This window comes from Streptomyces sp. NPDC051172 (genome assembly GCF_040682555.1).
In the GTDB taxonomy this organism is placed as follows: Bacteria; Actinomycetota; Actinomycetes; order Streptomycetales; family Streptomycetaceae; genus Streptomyces.
Genome location: NZ_JBFBBE010000043.1, coordinates 18,846 through 42,875 on the forward strand (window position 1 = coordinate 18,846; position 24,030 = coordinate 42,875).

Consider the following 24,030-nt stretch of genomic DNA (forward strand, 5'->3'; position numbering starts at 1 on the left):
AGTTCCTGCCATGAGCACCAACTCCCGTCTGCGCACCTTCGGTTCGAAGACCGCCGGCCCCGGTCAGCCCGTCTACGTCGTCGGCGAGATCGGCATCAACCACAACGGCGAGCTCGAGAACGCCTTCAAGCTGATCGACGCCGCCGCCGAGGCCGGCTGCGACGCGGTCAAGTTCCAGAAGCGCACCCCCGAGATCTGCACCCCGCGCGACCAGTGGGACATCGAGCGCGACACCCCCTGGGGCCGGATGACGTACATCGACTACCGCCACCGCGTGGAGTTCGGCGAGGACGAGTACCGCCAGATCGACGAGTACTCCAAGGAGAAGGGCATCGCCTGGTTCGCCTCCCCGTGGGACACCGAGGCCGTCGCCTTCCTGGAGAAGTTCGACGTCCCCGCCCACAAGGTGGCCTCCGCCTCCCTGACCGACGACGAGCTGCTGCGCGCCCTGCGCGCCACCGGCCGCACGGTCATCCTCTCCACCGGCATGTCGACCCCGAAGCAGATCCGCCACGCCGTCGAGGTCCTCGGCTCCGAGAACATCCTGCTCTGCCACGCCACGTCGACGTACCCGGCGAAGGCCGAGGAGCTCAACCTCCGCGTCATCAACACCCTGCAGGCCGAGTACCCGAACGTCCCGATCGGCTACTCCGGCCACGAGACCGGCCTGCAGACCACCCTCGCCGCGGTCGCCCTCGGCGCCACCTTCGTCGAGCGCCACATCACCCTGGACCGCGCGATGTGGGGCTCCGACCAGGCCGCCTCCGTCGAGCCGCAGGGCCTGACCCGCCTCGTCCGCGACATCCGCACCATCGAGGCCTCCCTCGGCGACGGCGTCAAGAAGGTCTACGACTCCGAGCTCGGCCCCATGAAGAAGCTGCGCCGCGTCCCGGGCGTCGTCGCCGAGGCGGAGATCGCCGCGGCGGCGGGCGAGCCGGTCTCGGTCTGACCTCCGATCCGAACACCCTGTAACGCTCTACGACGGGACGGTCGTACGTAGGATGAGCCGCCGCGCCGGGTCAGCCGGCCCCCACACTCTCGCGTTCGTCGAGAGCCCGGTACAGCTGCTGAACGTGCTGGAGTGGGCGCACCTCCATGCCCTCGGGGCCCAGGAGGCACCCGGCCCGGGGCGCGGAACCGGTGTCGTGCCACCGGCCAGGCGCGCGCCGCGCGCTGAGCAGGCCAAGGGCACCACACCGGCTCTCACCCTCGTCGTCCTGTCCCCGACCGACCCCATGACCCGAGGCCAGCTGCGCCGAATGGCCGAGCTGGCCCGGGACGAGGGGTACGAGGTCCGCTGGGAGGAGGCGCGCGGCGGTCCGGGCGCCCCCTTCCACACCATCGGCGGCCTCACGCCGCTGCTGCGCAGGGCCCGCCGGGTCGTCATGGGCGATCCCTTCTCCCGCTACGTACAGCTCCTGCTGACCATCACCAAGGCCCGTGACCTCGTCGTCGTCGACGACGGAACGGCGACCATGGAGTTCGTCGCCCAGCTCGCCCGCGGCGAACGCCTGGTGCGCTGGCACCGCAAGGGCGGCCGCCCCGGCGCACGCGACCTGATCTTCGCCCCCGTCTCGTCCTCGGCCCGCCGTCGGCTCACCCCGAGCGCAAAGCGGCGGGTGGAGATCTTCTCCTCCATGCCGATGGACGAGAAACCGGAGGGCGTGACGGTGACGGCGAACGACTTCGCCTGGACCCGGGCCCGCTTCGGCCCGCCCCGCATCACCAAGGGCGCCGACATGGTGGGCACCTCGCTGGTGGAGACCGGCGTGGTGGACGGCGACCGCTACCTGGAGGCCGTCCGCACCCTGGCGAAGACCCACGGCGCCACCCGCTACTTCGCCCACCGCCGCGAGAGCACCGACAAACTCCACCGCCTGGCCGCCGAGACGGGCCTGGAGATCGTCCGCCCCGACCTCCCCCTGGAACTGATCGCCCGCCGCGGCCCCATCGGCCGCACGGTCCTCAGCTTCCCCTCCACGGTCGTCCACACGCTCCCGCTGGCCCTGACAGGCACGGAGGTCCGCGTCGCGGTCTGCGACATCGACCCCGAGTGGCTCACCCAGAACGCCTCACCCCGAGCACAGGGCTTCCTGTCGGGCGTGACGGGAACGGCACGGGACGTGACACGCCTGTCGGCGGTCACGGCGGCCTGAGGCCGCGCCCCGAAGGGGCGCGGGGCTGTGTCGACATGCGGCCCACTGCACCCCTCAGATGGCTTTCTGCGCCAGCAGAAACGCCCGTGCCCGCACCTCGTCCTCCGCCGGCTCACGCAGCACCCGCGCCTCCACCCGCAACCCCGCCTTGAGCAACTGCTCGGCCACGGCATCCGGCGTACGCCAGTAGTAGTCCAGCGAGATCTCGCGACCGAACCGCTCCTCCAGATGCAGCCGCCCGTCCTCCGCACCGCTCTGGAAGGCCAGCAGGACGTGCCCGCCGGGCACCAGCACGCGCCGGAACTCGTCGAAGACCCCCGCCAGGTGGTCGTCCGGGACATGGATGATCGAGTAGAGCGCGAGCACACCGCCCAGCGTCTCGTCCGGCAGGTCCAGCGCGGTCATGGACCCCACGTGGAACCGCAGTCCGGGATGCGCCTGCCGGGCCAGCGCCACCATGCCGGGCGACACGTCGACACCGAAGGCCGGCACCCCGAGCGCGTCGAGCCGGGCGGTGACGTGACCGGGTCCGCTGCCGACATCGGCGACAGGGGCCGTACCGGCCGCCCGGACGAGCTCGGCGAAGGCGGTGACCAGGGCCAGGTCCAGCGGTCTGCCGCTGAGATGGTCCGCGTGCTGCTCGCTGTACGGGCGGGCGATCGCGTCGTAGGAGGTTCGGGTGGCATGCAGGAAATCCGGGCTGCCCGGTATCGCGGAGCTCACGGGCCCGCACCCTACTGGCCCCTGTCTCCCACAGTGTGGTCCCGACAGGTGGAACGGAACCACCGGACAGGCGCGGGGCGTGGTATGCGTAGAGAAAGGCAAGGTATACCCATCACAACCCTTGCCCATGCGTCGAGCGGCCAGATTTTCTTTCCCCTCAGGGGCTGAACTTTTGTTGATCGAGGGTCAGTTGGCCACCCCGGCGTCCTACGCTTAAGAGGGTGAAGCAACTGATGTCACCAGAGTCCGAGGTCGACCTCGCCGGGGAAGCGGTGCTCGACGGCACGCTGCCCGAGGCGCTGTATGCCGAACTGGTCGCCTTCCGTCGTGACCTGCACATGCACCCCGAGCTCGGCAACCAGGAGTTCCGTACCACCGCGGCGATCAAGGAGCGGCTCGAGGCGGCAGGCCTGCAGCCCCGCGTCCTCGCCACCGGTACCGGGCTCGTCTGTGACATCGGGGAGTGGGACGGCGGGCGGCCCATGCTCGGTATGCGCGCCGACATCGACGGCCTGCCCATCCCGGACACGAAGAGTGAGTGCCCGTACCGCTCGACCGTGCCGGACCGCGCACACGCCTGTGGCCACGACGTACACACGACCGTGGTGCTCGGCGCCGGCCTGGTCCTCGCCGAGCTGCACCGGCAGGGGAAGCTCCCGCGGCCCGTGCGCCTGGTCTTCCAGCCGGCCGAGGAGGTGCTGCCCGGCGGCGCCGCGGACGCGATCGACTGCGGTGTGCTGGACGGTGTCGGCCGGATGATCGCCGTGCACTGCGACCCCCGGGTGGACGCCGGCCGGATCGGCCTGCGCCAAGGCGCCATCACCTCGGCCTGCGACCGGCTCGAGGTCGCCCTGGACGGGCCCGGCGGGCACACCGCCCGCCCGCATCTGACCACCGACCTGGTCACCGCCGCCGCCCGCGTCGCGATCGACGTGCCCGCGCTCGTCGGCCGGCGGATGGACACCCGTTCCGGTCTCGCCGTGACCTGGGGCCGCATCGAGTCGGGGCATGCCCCGAACGTCATCCCGCAGCACGCCGAGCTCGCCGGCACCGTCCGCTGCCTCGACATCGAGGCCTGGCGGCAGGCCCCGGACCTCGTGGTCGCCGCCATCGACGAGGTCGCCAACCTGCACGGCGCCAAGTCGGAGATCAACTACGTGCGCGGCGTCCCGCCCGTGGTCAACGACGCGGACGTGACCGACCTGCTGCGCGAGGCCATGACCGCCCGCCGCGGCGCCCAGTCCGTCGAGGACACCGAGCAGAGCCTCGGCGGCGAGGACTTCTCCTGGTACCTGGAGCACGTCCCCGGCTCCATGGCCCGCCTCGGCGTCCGTACCCCGGGCGAGCGCACGGTGCGCGACCTGCACCAGGGCGACTTCGACGCCGACGAGTCGGCGATCGCGGTCGGTGTCGAACTGTTCACCGCGGCGGCCCTGCTGGACGCGACTCAGTGATCCGAACGGGCCGAGCGATCCCCTCGGGGGCCGCTCGGCCCTCCAGCGCAACATGCTCGTAAGCCAATCGTGCGCGCATCGAAATCCGGGTGTGCGACGGGGTAAGACTCTGAGTTCAGACAGCGTTTGCCTCGAATCGATAACGGCTTCGAGAGGGGTGTTTTTCTGACATCTACGCGCGTTACGATGCCGCGAAGCCGACGCCGCAGGGGCGTCCGGGCCCGAGCACTGGCATGGTGCTCACATGAAGCGCCGACAAGGCGCTCAGGTCAGGTGAAGGAGCCTTCCCGTGCGCCGGGTAGCAAAGCTTTCTGCTGCGTGTGTCGTTTCCGCAGCTCTCGCACTGACTGCCACTGCATGTGGCAGCACCTCCTCTCAGCAGGACAACTCGTCCTCCTCCGCTCCGGCCGGCGGCGGCAAGGGCATAAAGATCGGTCTGGCCTACGACGTCGGCGGCCGTGGCGACCGTTCCTTCAACGACTCCGCTGCGCGCGGCGCCGACAAGGCCGAGAAGGAGTTCGGCGGTTCCATCAAGGAACTGACCGCCAAGCCCTCCGACACCGAGGCCGACCGCGAGCAGCGCCTGACCGACCTGGCGAGCGCGGGCTACAACCCGATCGTCGCCGTCGGCTTCTCCTACGCCGCCTCGGTCGACAAGGTCGCCAAGCAGTTCCCGAAGGTCAACTTCGGTCTGATCGACTCGGTCGCGACCTCCCCGAACGTCGACAGCATCACCTTCACCGAGGAGCAGGGCTCCTACCTGGCCGGTGTCGCGGCGGCGCTGAAGACCAAGAAGGACCACGTCGGCTTCATCGGTGGTGTGGACGTCCCGCTGATCAAGAAGTTCGAGGCGGGTTACGTCCAGGGTGTCCACGACACCAAGCCCAAGGTCAAGGTCGACGTCCAGTACCTGACCCACGGCTCGGACACCTCCGGCTTCTCCAGCCCCGACAAGGGCAAGGCGGCCGCGCAGGGCATGCTCGACAACGGCGCCGACGTGATCTACTCCGCGGCCGGTTCCTCCGGCAACGGCTCCATCGAGGCCGTCCACGGCGCCAAGGGCGCCTGGGCGATCGGCGTGGACTCGGACCAGTACAACATCCCGGGTCTGGCCGCCTACAAGAGCTCGATCCTGACCTCGATGGTCAAGAACGTGGACGTCGGTGTCTACGACTTCATCAAGTCCGTGCACGACAGCAAGCCGCTGACCGGCAACCAGGTCTACTCGCTCGCCAAGAACGGTGTCGGCCTGGCCACCAGCGGTGGCTTCATCGACGACATCAAGGCCCAGCTGGACGCCGCGAAGAAGAAGATCGTCGACGGCACCGTCAAGGTCAAGACCACCCCGTGACCTGACGGTTCCCGCCGAACCCCGGCTCGGCGAGGGGGCGTTCCCACAGCCCCTCGCCGAGCCATAACAATGTGTCAACTCTACGCGTGTAGCATGGAGTTGCCGCGCTAGCGTCGCCGACGCCTGCCCTCCCCCTCAGCCCCCTTTGTCCCCGAGGAGAGTGCGCCATCAACGCGTCCAGCCCTCCCGCTGCCGTCGAACTGCGCGGCATCACCAAGCGATTCCCCGGTGTCGTGGCCAACAAGGACATCGACATCACCGTCCGTACGGGCACCGTCCATGCCCTGTGCGGTGAGAACGGCGCCGGCAAGTCCACCCTGATGAAGATCCTCTACGGCATGCAGCAGCCGGACGAGGGCACCATCACCGTGAACGGCGAGACCGTCACCTTCCACAACCCCGCCGACGCCATCGCCCGCGGCATCGGCATGGTGCACCAGCACTTCATGCTCGCCGATAACCTCACCGTCCTGGAGAACGTCGTCCTGGGCGCGGAGAAGCTGTACGGCATCGGCGCCAAGGCCCGTACGAAGATCAAGGAGATCTCCGACGCGTACGGTCTGAACGTGCGGCCGGACGTCCTCCTGGAGGAGCTCGGCGTCGCCGACCGCCAGCGCGTGGAGATCCTCAAGGTCCTCTACCGCGGCGCCAAGACGCTCATCCTCGACGAGCCCACCGCCGTCCTCGTGCCGCAGGAGGTCGACGCACTCTTCGACAACCTGCGCGAGCTGAAGGCCGAGGGCCTCACGGTCATCTTCATCTCCCACAAGCTGGGCGAGGTGCTGTCCGTGGCCGACGAGATCACCGTCATCCGGCGCGGCACCACCGTCGGCACGGTCGAACCCGCCGGCACCACCCCCAAGCAGCTCGCCGAGCTGATGGTCGGCAGCGAACTGCCCAGCCCGGAGACCGAGGAGTCCACGGTCACGGACGTGCCGCTGCTGAAGCTGGACGGCCTGCGCCTGGCCCAGACCGACCTCGACGGCGTCGAGCGGATCATCCTCGACGACATCTCCTTCACCATCCACAAGGGCGAGGTCCTCGGCATCGCCGGCGTGGAGGGCAACGGCCAGTCCGAGCTGGTCGAGGCGATCATGGGTATCCGAGACCCGGACGCCGGCGCCATCACCCTCGACGGCACCGACATCTCCCACGCCCCGACCCGCGACCGCCGCGAGGCCGGCGTCGGCTACATCCCCGAGGACCGCCACCGCCACGGCCTGCTCCTGGAAGCACCGCTGTGGGAGAACCGCATCCTCGGCCATGTCACCGAGAAGCCCAACTCCCGCGGCCAGCTGCTCGACATCAAGGCCGCCCGCACCGACACCGAGCGCATCATCCAGGCGTACGACGTCCGCACCCCCGGCATCGACGTCACCGCCGCCTCCCTCTCCGGCGGCAACCAGCAGAAGCTGATCGTCGGCCGCGAGATGAGCCACGCGCCCAAGCTGCTGATCGCCGCCCATCCCACCCGCGGTGTGGACGTCGGCGCGCAGGCAGCGATCTGGGACCACATCCGCGAGGCCCGCCGCGAGGGCCTGGCCGTGCTGCTGATCTCCGCCGACCTGGACGAGCTCATCGGCCTGTCCGACACCCTGCGGGTGATGTACCGCGGCCGACTGGTCGCCGACGCCGACCCCGCCACGATCACCCCGGAAGAGCTGGGCTCCGCCATGACGGGTGCGGCCACCGGCCACCTGGAGCACACCGAGGACTCCGCCGAGGACCACGAGGACGACGCCCGATGAACAAGCTGACCCAACGCATCGACAAGGAGCGGCTGCTCCTCGGCATCGCGGCACCGCTGCTGGCGATCGTCGCCGCGCTCGTCGTCACCGCCCTGGTCATCCTCGCCACCGGCAAGAACCCGGGCTCCGCCTTCAGCGACATGCTGACCTACGGCTCCGCCAGCGACAGCCAGGTCTACATCCTCAACAAGGCGACGACGTACTACCTGGCGGGTGTCTCGGTGGCCATCGGCTTCCGGATGAACCTGTTCAACATCGGCGTCGACGGCCAGTACCGGATCGCCGCGTTCTTCGCCGCGGTCCTCGGCGGCGCGCTGACCACGCCCGGCTGGATCTCCATCCCGCTGATCATCCTGTGCGCCATGGTGACCGGTGCCCTGTGGGCGGCCATCGCAGGCGTCCTCAAGGTGACCCGGGGTGTCAGCGAGGTCATCTCGACGATCATGCTGAACTCGATCGCCACCGCGATCATCGCCTACCTGCTGCAGCCGGGGAAGCTCGCCGAGCTGCAGAGCGGCGGCACGGTGATCTCCACCAAGCCACTGCCGCAGTCCTCGTACTTCTTCCAGATCAACACCGGCCCGGCGGGCGAGCTGTGGGGCTTCATCGTCATCGCCGTGGTCGTCGGTGTCGCGTACTGGTTCGTGCTCGGCCGCACCCGCTTCGGTTTCGACCTGCGCACCGTCGGCCAGTCCGAGAGCGCGGCCACGGCGAGCGGTGTCTCCGTCAAGAAGATGATCGCCACCAGCATGGTCATCTCGGGTGCGGTGGCCGGTCTGATCGGCATGCCGACCCTGCTCAACGACAGCCACCAGTTCAGCAACGACTTCCCGACCGGCATCGGCTTCACCGGTATCGCCATCGCCCTGCTCGGCCGCAACAACCCGGTCGGCATCGCGCTCGGCGCGCTCCTGTGGGGCTTCCTGGAGCGCACCACCAACCACCTCGAGTTCGAGGGGTACGACAAGGAGATCCTCGGCGTCATCCAGGGCGTGATCGTCCTGTGCGTCGTCATCGCCTACGAGCTCGTACGCCGCTACGGCCTCAGGCGCCAGCAGCAGCGGGTCGGCGCCGAGCTCGCCGCCCAGGCCGCCACGACCCAGAAGCAGGAGGTGGCGTGATGACTGCCACGATGACCGACACGCCGCCCCCCGCGGCTCCCAAGGCGGACACCGGACGCGGCCGCTCAGGCCGCTCGTTCGGCCAGATCCTCATGATCGTCGCCGGTGCGCTGCTGCTCGTCGCCGCGGTCCGCGTCATCACCGGCTCCGACCAGCTCACCTCGGGGGGCCAGGTCTCGGCCGCCCTCGGTCTGGCGGTGCCGATCGGCCTCGCAGGTCTGGCCGGTCTGTGGTCCGAGCGGTCCGGTGTGGTCAACATCGGCCTCGAGGGCATGATGATCCTCGGCACCTTCGGCGCCGGCTGGATCGGCTGGCAGTCCAACCCGTGGCTCGGCCTGCTGTGCGGCATCGGCTTCGGTGTCCTCGGCGGCCTGGTGCACGCGGTCGCGACCATCACCTTCGGCGTCGACCACATCGTCTCCGGTGTCGCCGTCAACCTGCTCGCGCTGGGCACCACCCAGTACCTCGCCAAGCTGTTCTTCACGAACGGCAAGGCGGCCGACGCGGGCGGCAACCCCAAGCAGTCCCCGCCGGTCGACACGCTGCCCACCTTCGACGTACCGGGCCTGTCCAGCGGGCTGCACTCCATCGAGAACCACCACTGGTTCCTGATCTCCGACCTCGCCGGCATCATCGGCGGCCTGGTCACCGACCTGTCCGTGGTGACGGTCCTCGCCGTCCTGCTGTTCGTCGGCAGCTGGTGGCTGCTGTGGCGCACCCCGTTCGGTCTGCGGCTGCGCTCCTGCGGTGAGAACCCGATCGCCGCGGAGTCCCTCGGCGTCAACGTCTACAAGTACAAGTACGCGGCCGTCGCCGTCTCCGGCGGCCTCGCCGGCCTCGGCGGCGCCTTCCTCGCACTGGTGACCTCGCACACCTACCTGGAGGGTCAGACCGGCGGGCGCGGCTACATCGGTCTCGCCGCCATGATCTTCGGCAACTGGCGGCCCGGCGGCCTCGCCATGGGCGCGGGCCTGTTCGGCTACTCCGACGCGCTGCAGCTGCGCAACGGCGGCCAGACCGTCCACGCCCTGCTGCTCCTGCTGGTGGTGCTGCTCGTGGCGATGGCGGGCTGGAAGCTGTACAAGAAGGCGCACTGGCAGGGCGGTATCAGCCTCATGGTGGGCGCGGGCGTCCTGGTCTGGTACCTGGTCACCGACGAGGTCCCGAGCGACTTCGTGGGCGCCACTCCGTACGTCGTCACGCTGCTGGTGCTGTCGCTGTCCGCGCAGCGGCTGCGGATGCCCAAGGCGGACGGCATGCGTTACCGGAAGGGCCAGGGCAAGTGACCCCGCAGGTCGCCGTCGACTGGGAGGCGCTGCGGGACCTGGCCCGCGAGGCCATGTCCCACGCGTACGCCCCCTACTCGGGCTTCCCGGTCGGGGTCGCCGCCCTGGTCGACGACGGCCGCACCGTCACCGGCTGCAACGTCGAGAACGCCTCCTACGGCCTCGGCCTGTGCGCCGAGTGCGGGCTGGTCTCGGAGCTGCAGCGGACCGGCGGCGGGCGCCTGACGCACTTCACGTGCGTGGACGGCCACGGCGAGATCCTCGTCCCGTGCGGCCGCTGCCGTCAGCTGTTGTACGAGTTCGGCGGCCCCGACCTGTTGGTGGAGACACCGGCGGGCATCCTGCCCCTGTCGGAGATGCTTCCCCAGGCCTTCGGCCCGGACCATCTCACCAAGTAACTCCCGTACGGCCCCTCCGGCTTGAACCCTTCGAGCGGAGGGGCCGCACACTTCCATGAACCTCGGAAGGAACGCACCCCATGGCCATGGACGCCATCTCCGTCATCCGCACCAAGCGGGACCGCGGTGAGCTCAGCGACGAGCAGATCGACTGGGTCATCGACGCGTACACCCGCGGCGAGGTCGCCGACTACCAGATGGCCGCGCTGAACATGGCCATCCTCCTCAACGGCATGAACCGCCGTGAGATCGCCCGCTGGACCGCCGCGATGATCGCCTCCGGCGAGCGCATGGACTTCTCGTCCCTGTCCCGCCCCACGGCCGACAAGCACTCGACGGGCGGCGTCGGCGACAAGATCACCCTCCCGCTGGCGCCCCTGGTCGCGGCCTGCGGAGCGGCCGTTCCGCAGCTGTCGGGCCGCGGCCTCGGCCACACCGGCGGCACTCTGGACAAGCTGGAGTCGATCCCCGGCTGGCGCGCGCTGCTGTCGAACGAGGAGATGCTGAACGTCCTCGACACCACCGGCGCGGTGATCTGCGCGGCGGGCGACGGTCTGGCCCCGGCGGACAAGAAACTGTACGCCCTGCGTGACGTCACCGGCACGGTCGAGGCGATCCCGCTGATCGCGTCCTCGATCATGTCCAAGAAGATCGCCGAGGGCACCGGCTCCCTGGTCCTGGACGTGAAGGTGGGCACCGGCGCCTTCATGAAGACGATCGAGGACGCACGGGAACTCGCCTCCACGATGGTGGGCCTGGGCACCGACCACGGCGTGAAGACGGTCGCGCTGCTGACGGACATGTCGACCCCGCTGGGCCTGACGGCGGGCAACGCCCTCGAAGTCCGCGAGTCGGTGGAGGTCCTTGCGGGCGGCGGCCCGTCCGACGTGGTGGAGCTGACCGTCGCGCTGGCCCGCGAGATGCTCGACGCGGCCGGCGTGAAGGACGCCGACCCGGCGAAGGCCCTGGCCGACGGCTCCGCGATGGACGTCTGGCGCCGCATGATCGCGGCCCAGGGCGGCGACCCGGACGCGCAGCTGCCGGTGGCACGCGAGCAGCACGTCATCAAGGTCCCGTCCTCGGGCGTACTGACCCGCCTCGACGCCTACGACATCGGCGTCGCCGCCTGGCGCCTCGGAGCGGGCCGCGCCCGCAAGGAGGACCCGGTGCAGGCGGGCGCGGGCGTCGAGCTGCACGCCAAGCCGGGCGACACGGTGACCGAGGGCCAGCCCCTGCTGACCCTGCACACCGACACCCCCGAGCGCTTCGAGTACGCGCTGCAGGCGGTGGACGGGTCTTACGACATCGGGGCGGCCGGCGCGGAGTTCTCGGCGTCGCCTGTGGTGCTGGAACGTATCGCCTGACCAGGCGAGTTTCCCTTTCGAGTGAACGGGATCGGTAGGCCCCCACCGGTCCCGTTCGGCGTGTTGGATGAGCCGATGGATGTGAGTGACGGCGACTACATCAAGACGGACAGCGAGTGGGACGAGCTTGTCTGGGTGTGGCGGCGGACGGACGTTCCCAAGGGCTGCAAGGTGGAGATCATCGAGGGGCTGATCACTGTCACGCCCTATTCGGCGTGTGCTCACCACCGCATTGCCGAGCGTGTGCAGCGGTGCCTCTACGACGTGATCCCGAAGGAGTGGGGCGTCTACCAGAGGCTGGCGACCGCTGTGCCACCGCGACTTGAGATCTACGTCCCCGACCTCGCTGTGGTGCCCGAGGAGGAGCTGCGTAAAGGTGATGATCACTTTGTGCCGCAGCGGCAGCCTGCCTCGTCGTGGAAGTGACCTCGAAGGCCACCGCGCACAACGACCGGACGACGAAGGCGGCGGGCTATGCCGAAGCCGGGGTCCCGCTCTACCTGCTCGTCGACCCCGTGGCACCGGACGGTCCCGCGATCACGCTGTACGGCGAAACCCAAGGCGACGTGTACCGCGTACTTCGCGCAGCCGAGTTCGGTGATCGGATCGAGTTGCCTGGGCCCTTCGATCTGAGCCTCGACACCAGCGAGTTCCGTGTCGGCTGACGCACGTCAGCCCAGCAGTGCGGCCACCACCACGAGTACCGGCACCGACAACACCGTCGACAACAGGATCGAGTCCCGCGCCAACCCCTCCGCCACCCGATATCGGCTCGCGTACGTGTACAGGTTCTGCGCCGCCGGGAGCGCCGACGTCACACGCATCAGGACGCGCTGGTGCGCAGTCAATCGACAGCAGTTCACAACCCCTGGCGTCCGACGACACGGCCCACCTCGATGACGACCGCGATGACCGCGAAACCCGTCAACACGCCCTGCACGGCGCCTCCTTGAGGGAGCGGAGGAGGCCGTCGGGTATCCAGGGCGGTGCTGATGCTTGGGGTATACATCCAACCTTCTTGGGAAGGCGGGAAGCGGGTCAATGTGATCCCGCTCGGTGGACACGCCCGGTAGTCGGGTGTGCCCCGATGAGTTCCGCCCGCCGGCCCGGTCTACCGCTCGTGGATGCCATGACACCCGCCGTACTCGTCCTGCCCGGCCCCGTCACCCGTGACGAGGTGAGCGGGCTGTGCGAGGACGTGCGGGCGCTGCTGGAAGCCACCGGTGCCGGGGTGGTGGTGGTCGACGTCGCCGCGATCGGGCCGCCGGGGCTCGGAGCCGTGGATCTGCTGGCGCGGCTGGAGCTGGCCGCCCGGCGGGCCGGGGGCCGGATCCGGCTGCGCGATCCCGCCCCGTCCCTACACGCCCTCCTCGACCTGGTCGGGCTCCGCTTCGAGGTGAAGGGGCAGACCGAACAGCGGGAACCAGCGCTGTGTGTCGAGGAAGAAGTGGAACCCGGAGAGCCCGCCGTCTGATATCTCCAGCACCTGCACCGCCCACGGGGTGAAGCCGCCCTTTTCCGGGTCCGGCTTGTACTGGGCGAACCCCGGCAGGCCGTTGACCTGGACCGGCAACAGCCGTGAGCCCTCGCAGGCGGAGCCCAGGGTCGTCATGAAGCCCGTGATGTCGTCGTGGCCCGTCAGCCACAGGTCGAACGGCGGCATCGTCATCACGGCGTCCTCGTGCAGCAACGCCGTCAGCGCGGCCATGTCGTAGCCCTCGAAGGCCGCCACATAGCGGTCCAGGAGCTTTCGCTGCTCCTCGTCGAGGGGGTCGGAGACGGCCGCGGCTGCCGCCTTGTCGCCCTGCTCGCGCTCGGCGAGTGTGGCCCGGGCCCGCTGCAGGGCGCTGTTGACCGATGCCACCGAGGTGTCGAGCAGCTCGGCGACCTCGCTGGCCTTCCATGCGAGGACCTCGCGCAGGATCAGCACGGCGCGCTGCTTGGCGGGCAGCTGCTGCAGGGCCGCCATGAAGGCGAGCCGCACGGACTCCTTCGCGACGGCGGCCTCCGCCGGGTCCTCGACGGTCGGCAGCACACGGGCGTCGGGCATCGGCTCGAGCCAGGTGTTGTCCGGGCGGGGGGAGAGGGCGGCCCGGGCGAGGGGCGTCGACTCGCTCAGGTCCATCGGGCGGGCGCGCTTGTTGCCGGCGGTCAGCATGTCCAGGCAGACGTTCGTCGCGATGCGGTACAGCCAGGATCGGAGGCTGGAGCGGCCCTCGAACTTCTCGTAACTGCGCCAGGCGCGGACCATCGTGTCCTGTACCGCGTCCTCGGCCTCGAAGGAGGAGCCGAGCATGCGGTAGCAGTAACCGGTCAGCTCGACGCGGTGTTTCTCGAGCCTGACGTCGAGGTCTGTCGTCATGGTCCACCCACCCCTGTGGCCGTTCTCTGTCGCGCCTTTGCGCCCAGCACGTCCGAAGCTAGCGCAGGGCACTGACAATGGCGTGCCGAGCGGGGAAATGCGCAGGTGGGTGAAGGTCGCAGCCTCCAGGTGGCGCCGCCCCCCTGGACCCCCGATCGGCCTGAACGGCCTCGTCCTCAGACGCCGGACGGGCTGAGAGATGCCGGCCGGCGTTCCTGCCGCGCAGCAACCCGAGCCGCCCGCGTCCCGAACACCGTGATCGTGACGACCCCCAGTACCGCCAGCAGGCCGACCAGTACCGTCCCGGCCCAGCCGCTCGCATGGAAGGCCAGCGCTCCGACCGTACTGCCCGCGCTGGAGCCGATGTAGTACGCCGACTGGTACAGGGCGGAGGCCTGCGCACGCCCCGTCGTCGCCGTCTTGCTCACCGCCGACGACGCGACCGCGTGTCCGGCGAAGAACCCCGCGGTGATCAGTACGAGCCCCAGCAGAACCGGCACCAGAGACCCCGCGAGGGTCAGCGCCAGGCCCGAAGCCGTCGTACCGCCCGCCAGGTACAGCGCCCCACGGCGGCCCAGCCGCCCCACCAGCCGCCCGGCGGTGGACGCGGACACCGTACCCACCAGGTACACCAGGAAGATCGACCCGATGATGCCCTGCGGCAGCGAGAACGGCGCCTCCGTCAGGCGGTAACCGATCACCGTGTACACACCGCCGAACACCGTCATGAACAGCGCGCCGATCGCGTAGAGCCGGCACAGCAGCGGGTTCGACAGGTGGTCGCGGACCGTACGGGCGAGGACCCGCGGCCGCAGCGAACCCGTCCTGAAGTGGCGCGGAGCGGGCAGCAGCAGCCGGAACGCCACCGCGCACACCACCGCGATCGCCCCGATCACACCGACCGCGATCCGCCAGCCCCACTCCTGCGCGACCCACCCGGTAATGACCCGGCCGCTCATCCCGCCGACACTGTTGCCCGCGACGAACAGCCCGATCGCCGTGACCAGCGCCTTCGGCCGGACCTCTTCGGCGAGATACGCGGTCGCCGACGCCGGAAGCCCGGCCAGCGCAGCCCCCTGCACCGCCCGCAGCACGACCAGCGCGGTCAGCGAGGGCGCGAACGGCACCAGGAGCCCGACCGTCACCGCGACCGCCAGCGAGCCCGTCATCACCGTACGACGCCCGAACCGCTCCGACAGTGCACTCATCGGAAGGACGAACACCGCGAGGCCACCGGTCGCCGCCGCCACCGTCCAGCTCGCCGCACTCGCCGCCACCCCGAACTCGCCGGAGATCAGCGGCAGCAGGGCCTGCGTGGAGTAGAGCAGCGCGAAGGTCGCGACCCCCGCGAGGAACAGGGCGAAGCTCATCCGGCGATAGCCGGGGCCGCCCGGCGTCATACGGGAATCGACGGCAGGGGCGGCAGGGGCGGCAGGGACAACGGATGCGGCGCCCACAACGGTGGACGCCCCGGTACTGGCGGGAGACATGCCTCGAAGCTACGTACGACCCCGCTCATCCGTCCAATGCATGGAATCGCCATAATCGTTCCCATGGTGCATCAGCAGAGGTCACAAGCCCGCCTGTCACCGTCCAGTGACACAAAAGACACCGATGACATCGTCTCGCTGCTCGCCCCGCGCCTCGCCCACTTCGCCGGTGTCGCCCGCACCGAGCACGTCACGCGCGCCGCCCAGGAGATGCAGGTCCCGCAGTCCACCCTCTCCCGGGCCATGGTCCGCCTCGAACAGGACCTGGGCGTCGACCTGTTCGCCCGCCGCGGCCGCACCGTCTCGCTCACGCCGGCCGGCCGCACCTTCCTCGGCTCCGTCGAACGCGCCCTCGCCGAGATCGAGCGCGCCGCCGAGGAGGTCCGCGCCGACGCCGACCCGGCCACCGGCAAGGTCGCCTTCGGTTTCCTGCACACCATGGGCGCCGAAACGGTCCCCGGCCTCATCCACGCCTTCCGGGCCGATCACCCCCGCGTACGCTTCAGCCTCGTCCAGAACTACGGCGAGGCGATGCTGGAGAAGCTGCGCGCGGGTGAACTCGACCTCTGTCTGACCTCCCCGGTCCCCGACGCCCCCGACCTGGTGGCCCGCCGTCTCGACGAACAGAAACTCCGCCTGGTCGTCCCGGCCGACCACCCCCTCGCGTCCCGCCGCCGCATCCGCCTGGCAGAAGCGTCCGAAGAAACCTTCGTCACCCTCGAACCGGGCTACGGCATGCGCCGCATCACCGACGACCTCTGCAAGGAGGCCGGCTTCCGGCCTCGAATCGCCTTCGAGGGAGAAGAGGCGGAGACCCTGAGGGGCCTGGTGGCAGCAGGCCTCGGAGTAGCCCTCCTGCCCCCACCCGCCTTCCCCCGCCCAGGAGTTGTGGAACTCACGGTCACGGCCCCGAGAGCGGCAAGAGAAATCGGCGTGGCGTGGTTGGACGGCCACCCGGACACACCCCCGGTGGCCGCCTTCAAGAAGTTCCTGCTCTCAAGAAGGGGCAACCTGCTACCGGCTTGAGCGACAGCGCCCCTTGAGGGACGCGGGGCTGTATCGATATGCGTCTCCGCCGCGTGGGCGCGAGCAACCACACCCAACCCGCACCCCGCAACGAACCCGAACCCCCAAGCTCTCACCGGCGCAGAGACTTACCAAACCCCGCAGCCAACGGCATCCGCAACCCCAACGGCGGCGGAGCCGCCAGTGCATCCTCCACCGGCCGCGAGAACGACCGCCCGAACAACACCCCCATCACGAAGTCCTCCGCCAGCGCATGCACTTCACTCCGGTACTGATGCAACCCATGACCGTCGGAGTGCACCTCGAACCGGCAGACGTCCCGGTTCGCCTTCTTCGCGCGCGCCGCCAGCCGGAACGACAACTCGGGATCGGTCCGCTCGTCATTCGTACCGTGAACGATCAGCACCCGCCGCCCCGCCAGCTGCTTCACCGGTTCAGGCGAAGCCGCGACGTCCTCCTCGGGCAGCCAAGGTGCCATCGCCAGCACGGAGTTGACGGCCTCGTGCCCGCCCGCGCGCAGTGCGGCCCGGCCGCCCATGCCGAGGCCGACGAGGCAGACGGGGACGTCGCCGTAGCGCCGTACGGCTTCGTCCGCGGCCCAGGAGGCGTCTTCGGCGAGATGGGCCGCGCTGCCGTTCCAGCCGCGATAGCGGTAGTGGACGACATGTGCGGCGAGGCCCTCCTCCCGTCCGGCGCGGGCCAGGCGGCGGCCCAGTGCGCGTACGGAGGCGGTCGCCAGCATGGGGGACGGTCTGCGGGCCGACTCCTCGTCGCCGCCGGGGAGCAGCAGTACCACTCCGCTCACCGCCGTCGGTTCCGGGCCGAGCGCCCTCCCCAGCCGGGCCCGTCGAACCGGCGTCGCTTGGTGTGCCATGACAGAACAGTGTCAGAAGCGCGGGTGTACGTGCCCCGTCCATGCGGTCACCGTTACGTATCGACGGAGTTGTACAACACGCGATCTACGCGCGTAGGAGGTAGAGTGCGGAAATGACGAGCCAGACCATCTCGAACACCCCGACGCCGGAGCAGATCCGCCGGGCGCCGAAGGTTCTGCTGCACGACCACCTCGACGGCGGCCTCCGCCCGGGGACGATCGTCGAACTAGCCCGCGACACGGGCTACGACCGCCTTCCCGAGACCGACTCCGGCAAGCTCGGCGTCTGGTTCCGGGAGGCTGCCGACTCCGGATCGCTGGAGCGGTACTTGGAGACCTTCTCCCACACCGTCGGCGTGATGCAGACCCGGGACGCGCTCGTCCGGGTCGCGCGCGAGTGCGCCGAGGACCTGGCCGAGGACGGGGTCGTGTACGCCGAGGTGCGGTACGCCCCCGAGCAGCACCTGGAGGGCGGGCTGACCCTCGAGGAGGTCGTCGAGGCAGTCAACGAGGGCTTCCGGGAAGGGGAGCGGCTCGCGCGGCAGAGTGGTCACCGGATCCGCGTGGGCGCCCTGCTGACCGCCATGCGGCACGCCGCCCGTGCCCTGGAGATCGCCGAACTCGCCAACAGGTACCGGGACTTGGGGGTGGTGGGCTTCGACATCGCCGGCGCCGAGGCCGGTTACCCGCCCACCCGGCACCTCGACGCCTTCGAGTATCTGAAGCGGGAGAACAACCACTTCACGATCCACGCCGGTGAGGCCTTCGGGCTGCCGTCCATCTGGCAGGCCCTGCAGTGGTGCGGCGCCGACCGGCTCGGACACGGTGTGCGCATCATCGACGACATCCAGGTGCACGCGGACGGCTCGGTGAAGCTCGGGCGGCTCGCCTCGTACGTACGGGACAAGCGCATTCCGCTCGAACTGTGTCCCAGTTCGAACCTGCAGACCGGGGCGGCGGAGTCGTATGCCGAACACCCGATCGGGCTGCTGCGCCGACTGCACTTCCGTGCGACCGTGAATACGGACAATCGACTCATGTCCGGCACGAGTATGAGTCAGGAATTCGAGCACCTTGTCGACGCCTTCGGTTATTCGCTCGACGACGTGCAGTGGTTCTCCGTCAATGCGATGAAATCAGCGTTCATTCCTTTCGATGAACGACTGGCGATGATCAATGACGTGATCAAGCCCGGGTATGCCGAGCTGAAGTCCGAATGGCTGTTCCAGCAGACGGCCTCCACCAGCGGGTCTGTGTCCTCGGAGGAGTAACTGGGGATATCGGGGTGTGTGGAATGCGGACGGGTATTCACAACCCGTTCGCATTTCGATGTTTGCGGCGGGCGGGTGCCCGTGTTTACGGTCGTGGACACCGCTCACATTTCCCAACCCCATTTCGAGGATTCATTTCATGAAGCAGTCTGCTGCCAAGACCCTCGGTGTCGCCGCTCTCGGTGCCGCCTTCGCCGCCACGGGCGCGGGCGCCGCGAACGCGGCCCCGGCGGTCCCGGACGCCACCGGCACGCTGGGCTCCGTCACCAGCGCACTCCCGGCGCAGAACGTCTCCCAGGCGCTGCCGGGTGCCCAGGCGGCGGTCGCCCAGGGCAAGCCCGCCCTCGAGCGCGGTCTGTCCTCCGTGCAGCCGTCGGCCGGTGCGCTCACCGACGGGTCCACGCCGGTCGCCGGGCTGCTCGGCGGTCTGCCGGTGCAGTCGAGCCTGCCCACCCACGGCCTGCCCGTGAACGGCATGCCGATCGGCTGAGTCCGCCTCGCGAACGCGCCGATGGGGCGCATCCCCGGGCACGGGGTGCGCCCCATCGGCGTACCTGCGAAAAGGGGCTCACCAGGCGGTGCGGGCGGCCTTCTCCTCCGAGGGCAGCAGGATCCACAGCGCTATGTAGAGCAGGAACTGCGGGCCCGGCAGCAGACAGGAGAGCAGGAAGATCACGCGCATGGTGGTCGCGGAGGTGCCGAAGCGCCGCGCCAGACCGGCGCACACGCCGCCGATCATGCGGCCGTGGGTGGGGCGGACGAGGGCGGACATGTGCGGCTCCTTCGTGAGCGTCGGTAGGAGGCGGCCTCTTGGTGGCTTCCTCATCTGCCTTCAACGCTACTTAGACGAAGGGGGCAAAGCGTCGCTCTACGGTGCGATCCCGACCCTGGGAAACGTCGGGGTCCGACCCTGAACCGCTTCCTCCTGGCGGAGGGCCGCCCCTTCGTTCCGCTCGGACCTGCGGCGGAGCCAGGAGCGGGCCGCGGGGACGACGGCGAGATGGGCGAGGGCCACGCCCACGGTGTTCATCAGCAGCGAGTCCACGTCCGGGACCCGGCCGGGCACCCCGGTCTGCAGCAGCAGGATGCCTGCGGACACCAGCGCGCCCGCGGCGACCGTGCGGACGAACGAGGCGAACGGAAAGGCCCACAGCCTGCCGTGCGCCATCGGGAGCAGTACGCCGAGCGGCGCGAGGAGGCCGATGCCCTCGCCGATGCGGCGGGCCGCCTCCGGCCGGCCCAGGGCCAGGTCGGCGCGTATCCCGGCGAACGGATGCAGGTTGGGGGGCATCACCCAGGGCACGTCCAGCGGGCGCAGCGTGAGCCAGGCGACGAACGCGAGGTGTGCGACAAGGAGGACGCTCCCTGTCACACGGATGCGGATCGCGGCGTTGCCGCCGATGAAGCCTTGACGCTGCACGACCCCCTAGACGCCGCGTGCGGCAGGATCGGTTCCGGCTTGCCCGGAGGTACCTGGATGAGGCCTCCGCCACACCCGTACGTCAGCCGCCCGTAACCCCGCTCGACGGCGGCTGCTCGGTGCCCGGGCGGGAGCGGACCTCGTCCGTGCACTCGTAGCGGTGCAGCGGCTGTTTGCCGGGGCCGCCGAGGACGACCGAGCCGTCGCCCCCGGCCGCCGTCGAGTCGGAGAAGGTGCAGACGAGCTGGGCCAGCGCGAAGGACGTGAGGCCGCCGGGCGGGTTGCTGAGCCGGAGTGTCTCGTCGGGGTCGCCGGGACGGGGGCCGGTCACGGTCATGCCGCCGCGTACGTCCGTGGTGTACCCGGCCTCCTTCTCGGCGGGCGACGGCGTCGCCGCGAGCTGGTCGAGCAGGCCCTGCGCCACCAGGACCCGCCGTTGCGAGTCCGGGGAGCCGTCCGGGACCCGTACCGTCCGGTCCACGGCGACCAGTGACGACCCGCACAGCAGGAACACCTGTACGGGCAGCCCGCGCGAGGCCTGGGTCGAGACGTCCGGCTCGGGCGGCGAGCACTGCACCTGGGAGGGTGCCGCCCCGAAGTCCGTGGGCACCTCGGTGGGCCGGATGCCGCAGCCGGTGAGCAGCGCGGCCATGCCGACGAAATAGGGGAGCGCCAGTAGACGTCGTACGGTCATGAGGCGTTCCCGTTCTTCCCCGAGTCCTTCTCGGACTCCTCGGTCAGCGCCGAAGCGTCCCGCGGCAGCCGCAACGTGAACACGGCGCCCCCGTCGGGGGAGTTGGCGGCGGTGATCTCGCCGCCGTGGATGTGGGCGTTCTCCAGCGCGATGGACAGGCCCAGGCCGCTGCCCTCGGAGCGCGGGCGGGAGGCGCTCGCCTTGTAGAAGCGGTCGAAGACGTGCGGCAGGACGTCCTCGGGGATGCCCGGCCCGTGGTCGCGCACCGCGATGACGATCTCGGCACCCTCCCCGCCGGCGTCCTCCGGCCGCACCGACACCCGCACCGGCGAGCCGCCGTGCTTGAGCGCGTTGCCGATCAGGTTGGCGAGGATCACGTCCAGGCGGCGCGGATCGACGCGGGCGTGGATGCCGCGCTCGGCGTCCAGCTCGACCGCGTCCAGCCAGGCGCGGGCGTCTATGCAGGCGGTGATCTGGTCGGCGAGGTCGACGTCGTCCAGGACCAGCCGTGCGGTGCCCGCGTCGAAGCGGGTGACCTCCATGAGGTTCTCGACGAGGTCGTTGAGCCGCCGGGTCTCGCTGACGACCAGCCGTACGGCGGGTTCGATCATCGGGTCCACCGACCCGGAGTCCGCCTCCAGCTCCTCCTCCAGGATCTCCGTCACGGCGGTGATCGCGGTGAGCGGAGTACGGAGTTCATGACTCATGTCGGCGACGAACCGCCGGGACGCCTCGTCCCGCGCGGCCATGTCCTCGACCCGCTTCTCCAGCGCCTCGGCGGCGTAGTTGAACGTCCGTGACAGATCGGCGAGTTCGTCGGTTCCCGACACCCTGAGCCGGGTGTCCAGCCTGCCCTCGCCGAGCCGGCGCGCGGCGACCCCGAGCCGCTGCACGGGCTTGAGCACGGTCGAGGCGGCGGCCTGCGCGAGCAGCGCCGAGCCGACCAGCGCGAGCCCGGTGGCGATCCCCAGCGACCAGGCGAGCGAGTTGAGGTCCTTGGCCTCCGGCTCCAGTGACTTGAGCATGTAGCCGGTCGCCCCGCCGTTGATCACCCTCGTGCCCGCCACCAGGTACGGCGTGCCGTGGTGGACGACGCGCTGCCAGTACAGGTGGTAGGCGTACTTGTTGCCGGAGTCGACCTGCTGCTTCTTGGTCACGGCCGCGCGCAGCGACTGGGGTACGTCCTGCAGCGAGAAGCCGGCCAGGCCGCTCGAACTGCCGTAGACGGTCCTGCCGTCGGCGTCCTGTGCGACGAGCAGCACGCTGAAGCGCTGGCTGCTGTTCGCCATCTGGCCCGCGGTGTGCTGCAGTTCGTCCTGTGTGGGGTGCGCGCTCAGGGTGCCGGCCCGGGTCTGCATCGCCTGCCGGAAGTCGCCGAGCACCGCGTCCTGGGTGCGGGTGAGCACGGCCTCGCGGTTGAGCCAGTACGCGATCCCGGACGCGGACACGGCGGCGGTGAGTGCCACAAGCCCGAAGACGACGACCAGGCGCAGCCGCAGACTGGTGAAACGGAGCCGTGAAAGATGTCCCTTGCGAGTCGCGGCCCAGCCGCGAACCCCCCCTTGCGCTTCGGTCACTGAGGCGTGTCCAGCCGGTAGCCCACGCCACGCACTGTACGGATCAGCGTCGGGGACGACGGTACGTCCTCGACCTTGGCACGCAGCCGCTGGACGCACGCGTCCACCAGCCGGGAGTCACCGAGGTAGTCGTGCTCCCACACCAGCCGCAGCAGCTGCTGCCGGGACAGCGCCTGCCCGGGCCGTCGGCTCAGCTCCAGGAGCAGCCTGAGCTCGGTCGGTGTGAGCTGCAGGTCCTCGCCGTTCTTGGTCACCGTCATCGCCGCGCGGTCGATGACCAGGCTGCCGAAGCTCGCCGCGTCGGTCGACTCGCGGTCCCCGCGCCGCAGCACGGCCCGGATCCGGGCGTCGAGCACCCGCCCCTGGATCGGCTTGACCACGTAGTCGTCCGCGCCGGACTCCAGGCCCACGACCACATCGATGTCGTCGCTGCGCGCGGTCAGCAGAATGATCGGCAACTGGTCCGTGCGCCGGATGCGCCGGCACACCTCGAACCCGTCGATGCCGGGCAGCATCACATCCAGCACGATCAGGTCCGGCCGCTGCTCCCGCAGGAGCTTCAGACCGTCCTCACCGGTGGCAGCGGTGGCAACCCGGTGTCCCTGGCGCGTAAGAGACAGCTCCAGGGCCGTACGGATGGCGTCGTCATCCTCGATCAGCAACAGGGTAGGCACGCGCTCATTCTGGCCCATGGTGGGTCGGGGTTTCGACTCTGCTGCGGACCCGTACGCCTGTGTGCCCGTACCGCTCTGCTCCGTGACCGCGCTGTGTCTTCCCTGCGGCCGACCCCTGTGACAGGTCTGTGACAGTCGGCGGACACGGCCATGAAGGTGCGGGGGCAAGCTTCTCGGCACAGGCAAGGAAGCACCGCCAGGACATCGCGGAGATCCACCGCCTGAGCAAGCCGAACACCGGAAGTCCACGACGGGGGGCGCGAGATGAACATGCTGCACAGCACCAGCAATAGCGCAGTGGTCACGCGCCTGCACGACGTGAACGGGGGCCGGGGTTCCGAGAAGTCCGGTGCCGTGAGCGGGCGGGGGTGCGCTCGCGGCACCGGGCGTCAGCACACCGCGTACATGACGGTGGTTGACACCTTCACGGGGGAAACGCACGGGGGAAGCGCGTACAGGGAGGACACGGGGGAGCGTCGGTCGCTGTCGGAGGCGGAGTTCACCGCCTACGTCCAGGAGCGCCGCGCCTCCCTGTACGCCACCGCCTACCACCTGACCGGTGACCGCTTCGAGGCCGAGGACCTGCTGCAGAGCGCGCTGTTCTCGACGTACAAGGCCTGGGACCGGATCAGCGACAAGGCCGCGGTCGGGGGCTACCTCCGGCGCACCATGACGAACCTGCACATCAGCGCGTGGCGGCGCCGCAAGCTGAACGAGTACCCGACCGAGGAACTGCCGGAGACGCCCGGCGACACGGACGCGATGCGCGGCACGGAGCTGCGCGCGGTCCTGTGGCAGGCGCTCGCCCGACTCCCCGAACTCCAGCGCACCATGCTGGTCCTGCGCTACTACGAGGGCCGCACGGACCCGGAGATCGCGGAGATCCTCGACATCAGTGTCGGCACGGTGAAGTCCAGCATCTGGCGGTCGCTCCGCCGGCTGCGCGAGGACGAGGTCCTCAGCTTCGGCCGTGACGAGGAGGACGCCTTCGGGGAGCTCGTCGCCTGAGGGTTGGGGGGGAAGCAGGTAACGGGGGAAGCA

26 protein-coding genes and 1 pseudogene are annotated in these 24,030 nt (G+C 69.9%); 16 read left to right on the top strand and 11 right to left on the bottom strand.

The genetic code is table 11. The features are described from left to right. Nucleotides 1-10: 10 nt before the first annotated feature. Together AB0N07_RS25170 and AB0N07_RS25175 are read left to right on the top strand one after the other, a co-directional pair. A complete protein-coding gene (locus AB0N07_RS25170) occupies nt 11-949 on the top strand; it encodes an N-acetylneuraminate synthase family protein (RefSeq protein ID WP_365838664.1) in 939 nt (312 codons plus the stop codon). Nucleotides 950-1,001: 52 nt separating this feature from the next. Next, the gene (locus AB0N07_RS25175; protein ID WP_365838666.1) at nt 1,002-2,156 is read left to right on the top strand and encodes a hypothetical protein; all 1,155 of its coding nucleotides are present in this window, start codon (nt 1,002-1,004) and stop codon (nt 2,154-2,156) included. 54 nt (nt 2,157-2,210) lie between these two features. Here AB0N07_RS25175 and AB0N07_RS25180 read toward each other — a convergent pair whose 3' ends face one another. After that, a complete protein-coding gene (locus tag AB0N07_RS25180; RefSeq protein ID WP_365838668.1) occupies nt 2,211-2,879 on the bottom strand; it encodes a class I SAM-dependent methyltransferase in 669 nt (222 codons plus the stop codon). A 233-nt stretch (nt 2,880-3,112) separates the two neighbouring features. On the opposite strand from AB0N07_RS25180, the gene AB0N07_RS25185 reads away from it, so the two are divergent. The 9 genes from AB0N07_RS25185 (at nt 3,113) to AB0N07_RS25225 (ending at nt 12,266) form a co-directional block, all read left to right on the top strand. Further along, on the top strand, nt 3,113-4,333 hold the full coding sequence (locus AB0N07_RS25185; protein WP_365838761.1) for a M20 family metallopeptidase: 1,221 nt from the start codon (nt 3,113-3,115) through the stop codon (nt 4,331-4,333). 289 nt (nt 4,334-4,622) lie between these two features. Then, on the top strand, nt 4,623-5,684 hold the full coding sequence (locus tag AB0N07_RS25190) for a BMP family ABC transporter substrate-binding protein (RefSeq protein WP_365838670.1): 1,062 nt from the start codon (nt 4,623-4,625) through the stop codon (nt 5,682-5,684). Nucleotides 5,685-5,917: 233 nt separating this feature from the next. After that, the gene (locus AB0N07_RS25195) at nt 5,918-7,432 is read left to right on the top strand and encodes an ABC transporter ATP-binding protein (RefSeq protein WP_365838672.1); all 1,515 of its coding nucleotides are present in this window, start codon (nt 5,918-5,920) and stop codon (nt 7,430-7,432) included. Next, nucleotides 7,429-8,553, top strand: a complete 1,125-nt coding sequence (locus AB0N07_RS25200; RefSeq protein ID WP_365838674.1) for an ABC transporter permease — start codon at nt 7,429-7,431, stop codon at nt 8,551-8,553. The genes AB0N07_RS25195 and AB0N07_RS25200 overlap by 4 nt, the downstream gene beginning before the upstream one ends. Continuing rightward, on the top strand, nt 8,553-9,839 hold the full coding sequence (locus AB0N07_RS25205; protein WP_365838676.1) for an ABC transporter permease: 1,287 nt from the start codon (nt 8,553-8,555) through the stop codon (nt 9,837-9,839). Before AB0N07_RS25200 ends, AB0N07_RS25205 begins: the two co-directional genes overlap by 1 nt. Continuing rightward, nucleotides 9,836-10,237, top strand: a complete 402-nt coding sequence (locus AB0N07_RS25210) for a cytidine deaminase (protein WP_365838678.1) — start codon at nt 9,836-9,838, stop codon at nt 10,235-10,237. Before AB0N07_RS25205 ends, AB0N07_RS25210 begins: the two co-directional genes overlap by 4 nt. 86 nt (nt 10,238-10,323) lie before the next feature. Further along, nucleotides 10,324-11,601: a thymidine phosphorylase gene (locus tag AB0N07_RS25215; protein ID WP_365838763.1), complete on the top strand. Its 1,278-nt coding sequence runs from the start codon at nt 10,324-10,326 to the stop codon at nt 11,599-11,601. A 75-nt stretch (nt 11,602-11,676) separates the two neighbouring features. Continuing rightward, a complete protein-coding gene (locus AB0N07_RS25220) occupies nt 11,677-12,027 on the top strand; it encodes a hypothetical protein (protein ID WP_365838680.1) in 351 nt (116 codons plus the stop codon). Continuing rightward, entirely contained in the window at nt 12,018-12,266 is a 249-nt protein-coding gene (locus AB0N07_RS25225; protein WP_365838682.1) for a Uma2 family endonuclease, read from the top strand. Before AB0N07_RS25220 ends, AB0N07_RS25225 begins: the two co-directional genes overlap by 10 nt. Before the next feature lie 6 nt (nt 12,267-12,272). On the opposite strand, the pseudogene AB0N07_RS25230 reads toward AB0N07_RS25225, so the two are convergent. Then, a pseudogene (locus AB0N07_RS25230) lies at nt 12,273-12,425 on the bottom strand (AEC family transporter); the annotation flags it as partial. A 35-nt stretch (nt 12,426-12,460) separates the two neighbouring features. After that, nucleotides 12,461-12,610, bottom strand: coding sequence for a hypothetical protein (locus AB0N07_RS25235; RefSeq protein ID WP_365838684.1), 150 nt, complete (start codon nt 12,608-12,610; stop codon nt 12,461-12,463). 78 nt (nt 12,611-12,688) lie between these two features. Here AB0N07_RS25235 and AB0N07_RS25240 point away from each other — a divergent pair, with 78 nt between their 5' ends. Next, nucleotides 12,689-13,075 (top strand): STAS domain-containing protein, encoded by a 387-nt coding sequence (locus AB0N07_RS25240; RefSeq protein ID WP_365838686.1) that lies wholly within the window; start codon nt 12,689-12,691, stop codon nt 13,073-13,075. Here AB0N07_RS25240 and AB0N07_RS25245 read toward each other — a convergent pair. Together AB0N07_RS25245 and AB0N07_RS25250 are read right to left on the bottom strand one after the other, a co-directional pair. Then, nucleotides 12,959-13,963 carry a sigma-70 family RNA polymerase sigma factor gene (locus tag AB0N07_RS25245; protein ID WP_351462304.1) on the bottom strand — a complete coding sequence of 335 codons (1,005 nt, stop codon included), beginning with the start codon at nt 13,961-13,963 and terminating at the stop codon, nt 12,959-12,961. The genes AB0N07_RS25240 and AB0N07_RS25245 overlap by 117 nt on opposite strands. A 176-nt stretch (nt 13,964-14,139) precedes the next feature. Then, nucleotides 14,140-15,453, bottom strand: a complete 1,314-nt coding sequence (locus AB0N07_RS25250) for an MFS transporter (protein ID WP_365838688.1) — start codon at nt 15,451-15,453, stop codon at nt 14,140-14,142. Nucleotides 15,454-15,516: 63 nt separating this feature from the next. On the opposite strand from AB0N07_RS25250, the gene AB0N07_RS25255 reads away from it, so the two are divergent. Then, a complete protein-coding gene (locus AB0N07_RS25255; RefSeq protein WP_365838690.1) occupies nt 15,517-16,479 on the top strand; it encodes a LysR substrate-binding domain-containing protein in 963 nt (320 codons plus the stop codon). A 112-nt stretch (nt 16,480-16,591) separates the two neighbouring features. Here the strand turns inward: AB0N07_RS25255 and AB0N07_RS25260 are convergent, their stop codons facing one another. After that, complete coding sequence (locus AB0N07_RS25260; RefSeq protein WP_365838692.1) at nt 16,592-17,353, bottom strand: alpha/beta hydrolase; 762 nt, start codon at nt 17,351-17,353, stop codon at nt 16,592-16,594. A gap of 113 nt (nt 17,354-17,466) precedes the next feature. Here AB0N07_RS25260 and AB0N07_RS25265 point away from each other — a divergent pair, with 113 nt between their 5' ends. Together AB0N07_RS25265 and AB0N07_RS25270 are read left to right on the top strand one after the other, a co-directional pair. Then, entirely contained in the window at nt 17,467-18,624 is a 1,158-nt protein-coding gene (locus AB0N07_RS25265) for an adenosine deaminase (protein WP_365838694.1), read from the top strand. Nucleotides 18,625-18,763: 139 nt separating this feature from the next. Then, complete coding sequence (locus AB0N07_RS25270) at nt 18,764-19,114, top strand: ATP-binding protein (protein ID WP_365838696.1); 351 nt, start codon at nt 18,764-18,766, stop codon at nt 19,112-19,114. 78 nt (nt 19,115-19,192) lie between these two features. On the opposite strand, the gene AB0N07_RS25275 is transcribed toward AB0N07_RS25270, so the two are convergent. From AB0N07_RS25275 to afsQ1, 5 genes are all read right to left on the bottom strand, one after another. Then, a complete protein-coding gene (locus tag AB0N07_RS25275; RefSeq protein ID WP_030929945.1) occupies nt 19,193-19,396 on the bottom strand; it encodes a PspC domain-containing protein in 204 nt (67 codons plus the stop codon). 96 nt (nt 19,397-19,492) lie between these two features. After that, nucleotides 19,493-20,044, bottom strand: a complete 552-nt coding sequence (locus tag AB0N07_RS25280) for a VanZ family protein (RefSeq protein WP_365838698.1) — start codon at nt 20,042-20,044, stop codon at nt 19,493-19,495. 82 nt (nt 20,045-20,126) lie between these two features. Next, a complete protein-coding gene (locus AB0N07_RS25285) occupies nt 20,127-20,738 on the bottom strand; it encodes a hypothetical protein (RefSeq protein ID WP_365838700.1) in 612 nt (203 codons plus the stop codon). Further along, nucleotides 20,735-22,315 carry a HAMP domain-containing sensor histidine kinase gene (locus AB0N07_RS25290; protein WP_365838702.1) on the bottom strand — a complete coding sequence of 527 codons (1,581 nt, stop codon included), beginning with the start codon at nt 22,313-22,315 and terminating at the stop codon, nt 20,735-20,737. Before AB0N07_RS25290 ends, AB0N07_RS25285 begins: the two co-directional genes overlap by 4 nt. Beyond that, nucleotides 22,312-22,989 carry a two-component system response regulator AfsQ1 gene (afsQ1, locus tag AB0N07_RS25295; protein ID WP_030929935.1) on the bottom strand — a complete coding sequence of 226 codons (678 nt, stop codon included), beginning with the start codon at nt 22,987-22,989 and terminating at the stop codon, nt 22,312-22,314. The genes AB0N07_RS25290 and afsQ1 overlap by 4 nt, the downstream gene beginning before the upstream one ends. A 264-nt stretch (nt 22,990-23,253) precedes the next feature. On the opposite strand from afsQ1, the gene AB0N07_RS25300 reads away from it, so the two are divergent. Next, entirely contained in the window at nt 23,254-23,997 is a 744-nt protein-coding gene (locus tag AB0N07_RS25300; protein ID WP_365838704.1) for a SigE family RNA polymerase sigma factor, read from the top strand. The last annotated feature ends 33 nt before the right edge of the window (nt 23,998-24,030 follow it).